General features: G+C 33.3%; 11 protein-coding genes and 1 riboswitch. Of the genes, 9 read left to right on the top strand and 2 right to left on the bottom strand.

The window, feature by feature from the left end; all coding sequences use genetic code 11:
- Nucleotides 1–204: 204 nt before the first annotated feature.
- Nucleotides 205–1176 carry a serine hydrolase domain-containing protein gene (locus tag C4S29_RS04560; protein WP_159969824.1) on the top strand — a complete coding sequence of 324 codons (972 nt, stop codon included), beginning with the start codon at nt 205–207 and terminating at the stop codon, nt 1174–1176.
- Between the two features lie 19 nt (nt 1177–1195).
- On the opposite strand, the gene C4S29_RS04555 is transcribed toward C4S29_RS04560, so the two are convergent.
- Nucleotides 1196–1555 (bottom strand): hypothetical protein, encoded by a 360-nt coding sequence (locus C4S29_RS04555; RefSeq protein ID WP_103912921.1) that lies wholly within the window; start codon nt 1553–1555, stop codon nt 1196–1198.
- Between the two features lie 78 nt (nt 1556–1633).
- Between C4S29_RS04555 and C4S29_RS04550 the strand changes: the two genes are divergently transcribed.
- The 7 genes from C4S29_RS04550 (at nt 1634) to C4S29_RS04515 (ending at nt 10583) form a co-directional block, all read left to right on the top strand.
- Nucleotides 1634–2464, top strand: a complete 831-nt coding sequence (locus C4S29_RS04550) for a GLPGLI family protein (protein WP_103912920.1) — start codon at nt 1634–1636, stop codon at nt 2462–2464.
- A 140-nt stretch (nt 2465–2604) separates the two neighbouring features.
- Nucleotides 2605–3897, top strand: coding sequence for a phosphopyruvate hydratase (eno, locus tag C4S29_RS04545; protein WP_103912919.1), 1293 nt, complete (start codon nt 2605–2607; stop codon nt 3895–3897).
- An 83-nt stretch (nt 3898–3980) separates the two neighbouring features.
- On the top strand, nt 3981–5267 hold the full coding sequence (locus C4S29_RS04540) for a citrate synthase (RefSeq protein ID WP_103912918.1): 1287 nt from the start codon (nt 3981–3983) through the stop codon (nt 5265–5267).
- A gap of 432 nt (nt 5268–5699) precedes the next feature.
- Entirely contained in the window at nt 5700–6614 is a 915-nt protein-coding gene (locus tag C4S29_RS04530) for a dimethylarginine dimethylaminohydrolase family protein (RefSeq protein WP_103912916.1), read from the top strand.
- A 257-nt stretch (nt 6615–6871) separates the two neighbouring features.
- Nucleotides 6872–6977, top strand: a riboswitch (SAM riboswitch).
- A 135-nt stretch (nt 6978–7112) separates the two neighbouring features.
- Nucleotides 7113–8408: an O-acetylhomoserine aminocarboxypropyltransferase/cysteine synthase family protein gene (locus C4S29_RS04525; protein ID WP_103912915.1), complete on the top strand. Its 1296-nt coding sequence runs from the start codon at nt 7113–7115 to the stop codon at nt 8406–8408.
- Between the two features lie 16 nt (nt 8409–8424).
- A complete protein-coding gene (locus C4S29_RS04520; RefSeq protein ID WP_233740479.1) occupies nt 8425–9372 on the top strand; it encodes a homoserine O-acetyltransferase family protein in 948 nt (315 codons plus the stop codon).
- Between the two features lie 17 nt (nt 9373–9389).
- Nucleotides 9390–10583: a homoserine dehydrogenase gene (locus C4S29_RS04515; RefSeq protein ID WP_103912913.1), complete on the top strand. Its 1194-nt coding sequence runs from the start codon at nt 9390–9392 to the stop codon at nt 10581–10583.
- Nucleotides 10584–10745: 162 nt separating this feature from the next.
- Here C4S29_RS04515 and C4S29_RS04510 read toward each other — a convergent pair whose 3' ends face one another.
- Nucleotides 10746–11408, bottom strand: coding sequence for a copper homeostasis protein CutC (locus C4S29_RS04510; protein WP_233740478.1), 663 nt, complete (start codon nt 11406–11408; stop codon nt 10746–10748).
- A gap of 88 nt (nt 11409–11496) precedes the next feature.
- Between C4S29_RS04510 and ctlX the strand changes: the two genes are divergently transcribed.
- Nucleotides 11497–12420: a citrulline utilization hydrolase CtlX gene (gene ctlX / locus C4S29_RS04505; protein WP_103912911.1), complete on the top strand. Its 924-nt coding sequence runs from the start codon at nt 11497–11499 to the stop codon at nt 12418–12420.
- Nucleotides 12421–12426 lie beyond the last annotated feature (6 nt).

Genomic DNA, 12426 nt, shown 5'->3' with positions numbered 1-12426 from the left:
TAGTAAATAATTAAATAAAAAAGTTAGGAATTATTAATTATATTGATGAATTGTTAGAAATTTAAAATATTTTATCTGAAATATTTAATTTATTTTCGTGGAAGTTAGTTTCAATTTCTTGATTTAACTTTTCTGGTTATAAATTATCTTATTTTTAAATTAAATAAAACTATTATGCGGGTTTTAAATTCACTCTTATTTTTTTTGATATTCTTTCGTATAAGTTCAGCGCAAAATATTCATTTTACACCAGAAAAAATTTCAGAATTAAACACTGTTTTAGACAATCATAACTCTCGCGCGTTCATCATTTATCAAAATGGCAAAATAATTAATGAAAAATATTTTGGAAAAACCATTAGCAAACGAAAAGATTTTGATGAGTATTCGCCTTGGTATTGGGCTTCAGCAAGTAAATCTCTGTGTGCGGTTTTACTTGGAATTGCGCAGCAAAAAGGGTTTTTAAATGTGCAAGATCCCGTTTCAAAATATTTGGGACAACATTGGAGTGCGATGCCTGAAACGCAGGAAAACAAAATCAAAATCATCCATCTTTTGTCTATGGATTCGGGCTTAGATTATATTTCTGATAAAAATTGCAACGCTGCCAATTGTTTAAAATATAAAGACGAACCAGGAAAAGTTTGGTTTTACAATTCTGATGCTTACTATCTTTTGCACAAAATTTTAGAAAAAGCGACCAATAAATCTTTAGATGAATTCACCCAACAAGAACTCGGGAATAAAATAAAAATGTATGGGAAATGGGTGAATTATAAAGGTGCAAATATCTATTTCAGCAATGCAAAAAGTTTTTTAAACTTTGGAAAACTAATTTTAGAAAAAGGCAAATTTGAAGGCAAATTTATTTTTAATTGGGACGATTATTTTACAAAAATGCTGCAATCTTCCCAAAATATTAATCCATCTTACGGCTATCTTTGGTGGTTAAACGGCAAATCTTCCATCACATTTCCTGGGCTTACACAGAGTTTTAAACAATCTTTAGATCCTTTTGCCCCAAAAGATTTATGTGCCGCTTTGGGAAAAAACGGGCAGTTTTTGGATGTCGTTCCGAGTGAAAATTTAATTATCGTTCGGTTTGGGGAAGCACCAGATGCAAATGCAGTTCCCATAAAATTTCACCGCGAAATGTGGCGAGAAATTATGAAATGAAGCGTTAATAAACTATATTTTAATTTGTTCTTACCAGCGGAATCACTTTGTCACCCTGCATAATATTCAAAGAATCTTTCGTCAATTTTGCAGAAACACCGTTTCTTTCGAAAACCATCGAGGCAGAATCAGCATCCTTTTTGTCCAAAACATACTTCATATTATTGGCTTTAATGGTGATTGTATGATTGTCCCCGTCGTTTTGAAAACTAAGATTTGCTCGGTCGCTATTGGTTGCGAGATAAGTATAACTTTTATTTTCATCCATTTTTAATGAATTTAAATTTGGAGCATCATTTTCTGCGTTGGTTTTGTTTTCTTTTTTGCAAGCCATTAAACTTAAGCCAAGAATTGCGGCAATAAAAACAGATTTTTTCATAACAATTTAATTTATGATAAAGTTAAGATATTTTAATTTGGGGAATTACTACTTTTAGCAAATATTATTAATTTAAAGATGAAAAAGCTTCAAATTTTACTTTTTGTTTTAATTTCAAATGTGATTTTTTGCCAAAACAAAGTGTTTTTATACGAATACAAGTCAATCCCAGATTCTACGAACAAGCAAAATATTAAAACTGAAATGATGGTTCTTAATATTAATAAAGATAAATCTGAATTTTATTCTTTAGAAAAATTTCAAATGGATTCTATTAATCTCGCTGAATCACAAAAAGCCGTGGGAATTGCTCCGCCACCGCCACCGCAAAAGAAAATGAATAGCAATCGTGTGATAAAACATATAAATTCTAAAAACATTGAATTTATAACGCAAGTTCTACGAGATAAATATGATGTAAGCCAAGAAATTGATTTAAAATGGCAATTAAAAAATGAGTTTGAGACAATTTTAGGCTACAAAGTTCAGAAAGCGACAACTTATTTTGCTGGAAGAAAATGGGTAGCTTGGTTTACAAAAGAAATCCCGATACAAGACGGGCCTTATAAATTTTCTAACCTTCCAGGATTGATTCTTAAAATTGAAGATTCTGAAAAATACCATATTTTTGAGTTAAAAGCAATCAGAAAAGGACAAGAAAATTTCACTTATCCTAAACTGAAAAATGGAAATCAAGACGTAAAAATTTCTTATCCACAATATGTAAAAATTTATCAAAATTACCGCCAAAATCCTGCTGGAAATTTAGCCGTCGATATCCCAGATTACAAAGATGAAAGTGGAAAATTGGTAAGCCAAGCAAAGTTCCGAAAAGAAGTGGAAAAGATGTCCGAAGAAGAAATCGCAAAAGACAATAATATTTTAGAAATAGACTTACTGAAAAATTAAGTTTTAAACATCTTAAATAACAAGAATTCCGGAGATATTTTTTCTAAATTTTATCAAAAAATCAACTTTTTTATTTTCCCCAAATATTCCGTAAATTTGCTATCACTTTATAATCAACAAAATTAAAACAATATAAAACGATGAGTTACATTTCTTACATTGAAGCCAGACAAATTTTAGATTCACGTGGTAATCCTACCATTGAAGTAGATGTTCACACAGAAAATGGCTCTATGGGTAGGGCCGCAGTTCCTTCCGGTGCTTCAACGGGAGAGCATGAGGCTGTAGAATTGCGCGATAACGCAAAAGAATTTGGTGGAAAAGGGGTTTTGAAAGCCGTAGAAAATGTAAGAGAAGTTATTGCTCCGGAAATCATTGGTATTTCAGTTTTTGAGCAAAATTATATCGATCAATTAATGATAGAGCTAGACGGAACTCCAAACAAAGCCAACCTTGGTGCAAATGCAATATTGGGCGTTTCTTTGGCGGTTGCAAAAGCAGCAGCTTTAGATTTAAAAATTCCTTTATATAAATATATCGGTGGTGTTAACGCAAACACGCTTCCAGTTCCGATGATGAACGTTATTAACGGTGGTTCGCATTCTGATGCACCAATTGCGTTTCAAGAATTTATGGTAATGCCTGTGAAAGCAGATTCTTTTTCTCACGCTTTGCAAAAAGGAGCAGAGATTTTTCACGAATTAAAAGCAATTTTGAAAAAACGCGGGCTTTCTACAGCAGTTGGCGATGAAGGCGGTTTTGCACCAACTTTTGACGGCACTGAAGACGCACTTGATACTTTAACACAAGCAATTGCAAACGCTGGCTACAAAGCAGGTGATGACATAATGTTTGCTTTAGATGCTGCTTCTTCAGAATTTTATGTTGATGGAAAATATGATTATAGAAAATTTGAAGGTGAAAATGGCGCTGTAAGAACTCGTGAAGAGCAAGTAGATTATTTAGCAGAATTAGCCTCAAAATATCCAATTATTTCTATCGAAGATGGTATGGATGAAAACGATTGGGAAGGTTGGAAACTTTTAACAGAAAGACTAGGAAAAACAGTTCAAATTGTGGGCGATGATTTATTTGTAACCAATACTGAAATTTTAGCCAAAGGAATTAAAAACGAAATTGCCAATTCTATCTTAATTAAAGTAAACCAAATTGGTACTTTAAGTGAAACTATGGCAGCCGTGCAAATGGCGCAGAATAATAAGTACACGACAGTAATGTCTCACAGATCAGGTGAAACGGAAGATTCTACCATCGCAGATTTAGCCGTAGCAATGAATTGCGGACAAATAAAAACGGGTTCCGCTTCACGCTCAGATCGTATGGCTAAATACAACCAACTTTTAAGAATCGAAGAGGCTTTAGGAGAAACAGCAATTTTCCTGGGTCTTGATGCTTTTAAAATAAATCGATAATAGATAAAATGCATTATATTATTTCAAAATCTTTTGCATTCCGTAGTATTTTTACCTAAATTTAAAAAAAATTATTAAAGAATATGTCAGATAATAAAGTTACGCTTAACTACGATGGAAAATCTTTCGAATTTCCCATCATAGAAAGTACTATGGGCGATAGAGGAATAGATATTTCTAAATTAAGAGGCGATACAGGTCTAATTACACTGGATTTAGGTTATAAAAACACAGGCGCTACAATCAGCGAAATAACTTATTTAGACGGTGATAAAGGCGAATTATTTTACCGCGGATATCCAATAGAACAAATCGCAGAGAAATCTAATTTTTCAGAGGTGATGTATCTGTTACTTTATGGAGAATTGCCCACAAAAGAGCAATTTTTATCTTTTGAAAACGGTATAAAAAAATATAATTTTGTAGCCGATGAAATGAAGCGTTTGATAGATGCTTTCCCTCGGTCTGCACACCCAATGGGCGTTTTATCTTCACTCACTTCTGCATTGACGGCATTTAACCCAAAAGCAGTTGACGTTAATTCCAAAGACGATTTAGACCACGCCGCAGAAATGTTAATCGCAAAATTTTCACACCTTTGCGCCTGGACTTATAGAAAAAAAATGGGCTTGCCAATTAACCACGGCGATAACAGTTTAAATTATGTAGAAAATTTTTATAAAATGGTTTTCCGCGTACCAAACAAGGAATTTGAATTAAATCCGACCGTGGTAAATGCTTTAAATAAATTATTAATTCTTCATGCAGATCACGAGCAAAATTGTTCTACATCTACTGTAAGAATGGTCGGTTCCGCACATACTGGTTTGTTTGCATCCGTTTCTGCTGGAATTTCTGCACTTTGGGGGCCACTTCACGGCGGTGCCAATCAAGCTGTAATTGAAATGTTGGAAATGATTGCTCAAGATGGCGGTGATGTTGCAAAATATGTAGAAAAAGCCAAAAATAAAGACGATAATTTCCGTTTAATGGGTTTTGGTCACAGAGTTTACAAAAACTTTGACCCAAGAGCAAAAATCATTAAAAAAGCAGCAGACGATATTTTTGATGCTTTAGGAATTGAAGATAAAGCCCTAGATATTGCCCGTCAATTAGAAAAAGTAGCCTTAGAAGATGAATATTTCATCGAAAGAAAACTCTACCCAAATGTAGATTTCTATTCCGGAATTATTTATCGCGCGCTAGGAATTCCAACAGAAATGTTTACAGTAATGTTCGCATTAGGAAGACTACCAGGATGGATTTCTCAATGGAAAGAAATGCGTCTTCACGGTGACCCGATTGGCAGACCAAGACAAGTTTATCAAGGTGCTACTCCAAGAAATTACGTGGAAATAGAAGAAAGATAAATTTAATATTTATTAAATAATTTGATCGAAAATCCCCTTATTTTAAGGGGATTTTTTATGGATAGATTTTTCAGTATCCAAAATTTGATGTCTTCGCAAAAAAAATATTCAAAATTTCTCCCCCAAATTATAAATTCCCTTTCATTGCACCATTGTATTAAAAATTGCGTTATTTTACGTGAAAAAGTATTCAAAATCTTCACAATCAAATCTCCAAATCTAACATCCAATTTCCGTATATTTGTGTAATTCTCAACATTTGAAATCGCCATAATAATTTTGCAACAAAACACGCAGCAAACTAAGCGATTGAACGAGACATTTGAAAGATAATTAATCGCTTTATATGAAATCGCCATTAACAAGTTTACAAACCAACTCTAACGAAGATTAAGGCGATAACATATGACCTTTTAAAAATAAAATCTACATATGAAATTAAATATAAAAAACGAAACAGGAACATTAAAATCTGTAGTTCTCGGCCAGCCAAATTCTATGGGGGAAGCACCAAATTTAGAAGAAAGTTATGATGCGAAATCTTATCATAGCGTTCAGAACAATATTTATCCTTTAGAAGAAGATATTATTTTAGAAATGGATGCGTTTGAAAAAGTACTAAAAAAATATGATGTAGAAGTCTTTCGCCCAGAAATTATTGAAGATTATAACCAAGTTTTTGCCCGTGATGTCGCCTTTGTCATTGAAGACAAAATGATTATTTCAAACGTCATTCACGACAGATCTGATGAACAGGAAGCATACCGAAAAATTTTTGAAAAAGTAAAATGGCGCGACATTATTAATCTTCCGGAAACCGCACATATTGAGGGCGGCGACGTTATTGTTTGGAATGATTTTATTTTCATAGGCACTTGTTACAGCGAAGATTACCGCAATTTTAAAACCGCACGCACTAATCAATATGCCATAGAAATTCTGAAAGAATACTTTCCAAAAAAGAGAATTTTAGATTTTGAACTCAAAAAAAATGACCAAGATCCATCAGTCGGAATTTTGCATTTAGATTGTACTTTTAATCCTGTTGGGAAAGATAAATGTATCATTTACAAAGATGGATTCGTAGATGAAAACGATTATCAACTCATCGTAGATATTTTCGGCGAAGAAAACTGCTTTCACGTCACCAGTGAAGAAATGTTCGAAATGAACCCAAATATTTTCTCTATTTCACCAGACGTAATCGTCTCCGATAAAACGTTTACAAGACTAAACAATCACTTAAGAAATGAATGGGGAATGACGGTTGAAGAAATTTCTTACCGCGAAATCTCTAAAATGGGCGGCCTTTTACGCTGCTCAACTTTGCCACTAATTCGCGAATAATCACTTTTTTAATTTTTTTTTGGGCGCCTTTTCCGTCCTCCGTTCCCGCTTTTTTTGTTCCGCTGCGCTGCACAAAAAAGAGCTTCACTCAGGCCGGGGCGCAAGTATCGCAAAAAATAAACTGCTGCAATAATTTAGAAAATAATCTACCCCATTCGCAAAATCTCCGGGCGTAAACCAATTTTTTAAAATTAATTTGGAGATTAAAAAAACATTTCTATCTTTGCAGAAGAAATTACGTTCTTTAAAAACATCGCAACTTATTCAGAAAAGTGGAGGGAATTGACCCAGTGAAACTTTGGCAACCTGTTTAGAAATAAATAAGGTGCAAAATTCAACTCGCATTAGCGGGAAAGATAAGTCAGAATTAGAAATTAAAATATTACTCAATATTTATATCAAACTCTTTCAACTTATCGAAAGAGTTTTTTTTATGCTCTTTTGGTAACACTTTTCAAAAGATAAGTTGCAAAAATTTAAAATAAAATTATTTAAAATATGAGCAATTTAAAATTTGAAACTTTACAGCTTCACGCAGGTCAAACACCAGATGTAACCACCAATTCCAGAGCCGTTCCGCTCTACCAAACCGCTTGTTATACTTTTAACGATGCAGAACATGCCGCCAATCTTTTTGGTTTAAAAGAATTCGGGAATATTTACACCCGTTTAATGAATCCTACAACAGATGTTTTTGAAAAAAGAGTAGCCGCATTACATGGCGGAGTCGCTGCTTTGGCAACAAGTTCTGGCCACGCGGCGCAGTTTCTTGCCATTACAAATATTCTTCAAGCCGGTGACAATTTTGTGAGTTCGCCTTACTTGTATGGCGGAAGTTTTAACCAATTTAAAGTGTCTTTCAAAAAACTAGGCATCGAGTGCCGTTTTGCAAAAGACGATAATCCACAAGATTTTGAAGCGCAAATTAACGAAAATACAAAAGCCATTTATCTTGAAACCATCGGAAATCCAAGTTTAAATGTGCCAGATTTTGAGGCAATTGCCGCAGTTGCAAAAAAACACAATCTGCCTTTAATTGTTGATAATACTTTTGGCGCAGGCGGGTTTATATTTCAACCACTAAAACACGGCGCAAATATCGTCGTAGAATCTGCAACAAAATGGATTGGCGGTCACGGAACTTCAATCGGCGGAATTATCATTGACGGCGGAAATTTCGATTGGGGAAGTGGGAAATTCCCGCAGTTTTCAGAACCTTCAGAAAGTTATCATGGTTTGGTTTTCTCTGACGTTTTTGGCGTAAATGGAAGTTTTGGAAATATTGCGTTTATCATAAAAGCAAGAGTAGAAGGACTTCGGGATTTTGGTCCAGCCATTTCACCTTTTAATTCTTTTCTTTTAATTCACGGTTTAGAAACTTTGTCGCTTCGTTTGGAAAGAACCGTTCAAAATGCGCAAAAAGTAGCAGAATTTTTAGAAAATCACGAACAAGTCGAAAAGGTTTTGTATCCTGGTTTAGCAAGTTTTCCGGATTATGAAAATGCCAAAAAATATTTTAAAAATGGATTTGGTGGGGTTTTAAGTTTTGAAATTAAAGGTGGAAAAGATTCTGCTGTGAAATTTATTAATAGTTTAGAATTAATTAGCCACGTTGCCAATGTGGGCGATTCTAAAACTTTAATCATCAATCCTGCTTCTACAACACACGAGCAACTTTCTGAAGAAGAGCAACTAAACGCGGGAATCAAACCAGGACAAGTTCGTTTGAGTGTGGGAATTGAACATATTGATGATATTTTAGAAGATATCAAACGCGGATTTTCTGCAATTTAATTTTAAAAGGAAAGTTTTGAAACATTTTAAAACAGAAGATTTTGTTCTTGAATCTGGTACAAAAATATCTGATGTCAATATCGCCTATCAAATTTTTGGTGACTTTTCACCTTCAAAAAAAATTGTTTGGGTTTGCCATGCGTTAACGGCAAATTCAGATGTAGAAGATTGGTGGAATGGTTTATTCGGAAAAAATAACTTGTTTAATTCTGAAAAATATACCATTATTTGTGCAAATATTTTGGGCTCATGTTACGGAACTTCATTCAAATCAGAAGAAAATTTGCCAATTATTTCGATTCGGGATATGGTAGAAATGCACCAAAGATTAGCAGATTTTCTCGAAATATCTAAAATAGATTTTTTGCTTGGCGGTTCTCTCGGCGGAATGCAGGCTTTGGAATGGTCAGTTACAAACCCAGATTTTATTAAAAATTTATTCGTGATTGCCACTAATGCAAAACATTCGCCTTGGGGAATTGCCTTTAATGAAGCCCAAAGAATGGCGTTACATTCTGGTGAAAATGGCATTGAAGCGGCGCGAGCAATTGCGCTGCTTTCTTACCGAAATTATGAAACATTCAATGAAACCCAAAAAGATGATGAAGAAAAACTGAATCATTTCCGCGCTTCTTCTTATCAAAATTATCAGGGTGAAAAATTAAAAAAAAGATTTACAAACGAAAGTTATTGGATGTTGTCGAAAAGCATGGACACTCAAAATTTGGGACGAAACCGAACTTCAATCGAAAATGCTTTATCTAAAATTAAGGCAAAAACGCTTGTTATCGGAATTGAAAGTGATTTGCTTTTCCCAGTTTCTGAACAAAAATATTTAGCGAAAAATATCAAAAATGCCAAGTTTGAAATTATAAAATCATTGTACGGACACGATGGTTTTTTACTGGAAACTGAAAAAATTTCAGAACTGTTAAAAAATCATTTTGAAGATTTAAAGTCTTAAAAATTAAAAAAAATTAAATGAAAAAGAAGAAATTAAATATAGGATTATTTGGCTACGGCGTTGTGGGAAGCGGTTTATATGAAGTGCTTCATCAGGCAAAAAATCTAGATGCAAAAATCAAAAAAATTGTGGTGAAACATCCGGAAAAAGAAAGAAATATTTCCGCAAATCACTTCACCTACGATAAATTTGATATTCTAAATGATGACGAAATTAACACTGTTGTAGAATTAATTGATGATTCTGAAGCCGCTTTTGAAATCGTAAAAATAGCGATGCAAAAAGGAAAATCCGTCGTTTCGGCTAATAAAAAAATGCTCGCAGAACATTTTCAAGAAATCTACGATTTACAGAAAAAACACCAGGTTTCTTTTCTTTATGAAGCCTCGGTTTGTGGCAGTATTCCCATCATCAGAAATTTAGAAGAATATTATAATAATGATTTTTTAGAATCTTTGGAAGGAATTGTGAATGGCTCCACCAATTATATTTTGAGTAAAATTTACCATGAAAACGTCGCTTTTCCTGCAGCTCTAGAAGAAGCGCAAGAAAAAGGTTATGCAGAAAGCAACCCAATTCTAGACACTGGCGGATTTGATGCGCGCTCAAAACTGCAAATTTTATTGGCGCATTCTTTTGGGATTATTACAAATCCTGATGAGGTTTTTAATCTCGGAATTCAGAATTTATCCAATTTAGAATTGGCTTATGCGAGAGAGAAAAACCTTCAGATTAAGTTATTGGTTTATGCGCACAAGAAAAATGATAAGGAAATTATTGCGTTGGTAATTCCGAAATTTATCTCTTCTGAAAGTTCTTTTTCTACGGTAAATGATGTTTTTAATGGCGTGAAAGTTAAAACCGCTTTTGCAGATAAACAGTTTTTTTCTGGTCGTGGTGCGGGTTCTTTTCCAACTGCAAGTGCTGTTTTATCGGATATTTCGGCTCTGAGTTATGATTATAAATACGAGTATAAAAAAATTATCAATAATGATGGTTTTTATTTAACAGAAGATTTTAAACTAAAAGTTTTATTCCGTCATTCGATTGAAAAAAGCGATTTTTTTAGACCATTTTTCGAGGAAATTGAAGAATTTTATGGCAACAAAAAAGATGCTTATTTTATTGGAATTTTAAGTTTTAAAAATTTAAAGAAAATTTTTAAAGAAAATGAAAATTCAGTTTCTTTTGTGTTAATTGATTTATGTTAAAGTTTTCACTACAAAGTCACGAAGTTTTATCGTTTAAAATTTTTGTGACTTTGTGGTAAAATCTAAAGAGAAATTATTAAAATTTAAACCTAAAACCCATAATTCTTTGTGTCCTATTTTAACTAAAAATCATTTAAAATCTTTGTGACTTTGTGGTAAAATCTAAACAGAAAACCTTTTCAGTTTTCTAATTTCCTCATCATTTGCAAACTGCTCATAGATTGGTATTGCAGAAGAATGAAAATGCCTACCGTTAGTAAATGTTTTAATTTCCTCAACATTTTCCGAGCGCACATTTCCGCCGATTAAAATATTAATTTTGTCGGAATATTTTTCTATTAACATTTTCAGATTTTCTTGGCCTTCTTTTGCTGTTTTTTCGCCACCGGAAGTTAGAATATTTTCAAAGCCAATTTCAATTAGTGTTTCGCAGGATTTTTCTAAATTTTTAGTTCGGTCGAAAGCGCGTTGAAACGTGCACGGAATTGGATTTGCGAGTTCTACTAAAAAAGAATTTCTTTCTACATCAATTTCATTATTTTCATCTAGAATCCCGAAAACAAAACCATCTGCGCCCCAATTTTTAAACAATTCAATGCTTTTAATCATCATGTTAAATTCTTCTAAATCATAGAAAAAGCCGCCGCCTTTTGGGCGAATCATGACGTAAATTGGTTTCAGAAATTTTTGCTTTAAATATTTGAATTCTTCAATTTCGGGCGTCAATCCGCCCAAAGTAATTTCCTTGCAAAGTTCAATTCTATCGGCAGAAGATTGCAGCGCAATTTCGGCAGAAGTGATTTCAAAACAGGCAATTTCAAGCATTTTTATTTCTTTTTAATATCCTTTAAATTTAGTTATTTTTGTGCAAACTTTAAAAAAGTAATTCTTTAAAAATTTTTAAATAAAAAATATGCAAACTACCGATACTGTTTTGATGATAGAACCCGTGAATTTTGGGTTTAACGCCGAAACTGCTGCAAACAATTATTTCCAAACCAATGCAGAAAATGCAAATACACAGGAGAAAGCTTTAGAAGAATTTAATGCTTTTGTAGCCAAGCTTCGGGCAAAAAAAATAAATGTAATCACGGTAAAAGATAGTGCAGATTCTTACACGCCAGATTCTATTTTCCCGAATAATTGGGTGAGTTTTGATGAGAATGGGCGTGCTTTTCTTTATCCGATGTTTGCTGAAAACCGCAGATTAGAACGCCGCCCAGAAATTTTGGAAGCGGTAAAAAATGCTGGTTTTAGTTTAAAGGAAATAGTAGATTTATCGGCATCAGAAAAAGAAAATTTATTTTTAGAAGGAACGGGAAGTATTATCTTCGACCACGATAAGAAATTGGCTTATGGCTCTGTTTCATTGAGATTAGATGAAAATTTATTTAAAGATTTATGTGTAAAAATTGGTTATGAACCTATCGTTTTTCATTCTTTTCAAACGGCAAATGGCGAAAGATTACCAATTTATCACACCAACGTGATGATGTGTGTGGCGGAAGATTTTGTAGTGATTTGCCTAGAATGCATTGATGCCGAAATTGAGCGTGAAAAAGTAATTGAAGTCATTAAAAATTCTGGGAAAGAATTAATTGAAATTTCAGAAAGCCAAATGCATCAGTTTGCGGGAAATATGTTGCAATTGAAAAACATAAATGGCGAAAAATTTTTAATAATGTCGGAATCTGCTTTTAAATCTTTAGTTCCAAACCAAATAGAAAATATTAAAAAATATTGTGAAATTATCTACGCCAATTTAGAAACCATCGAAACCAATGGCGGTGGAAGTGCAAGATGTATGTTGGCTGAAGTTTTTTTGCCTAAAGTGTAAGAAAAT

It is taken from the genome of Halpernia humi (assembly GCF_900108025.1).
In the GTDB taxonomy this organism is placed as follows: domain Bacteria; phylum Bacteroidota; class Bacteroidia; order Flavobacteriales; family Weeksellaceae; genus Halpernia; species Halpernia humi.
The sequence above is the reverse complement of the archived record's forward strand: the minus strand, read 5'-3'. Positions and strand labels throughout refer to the sequence as shown.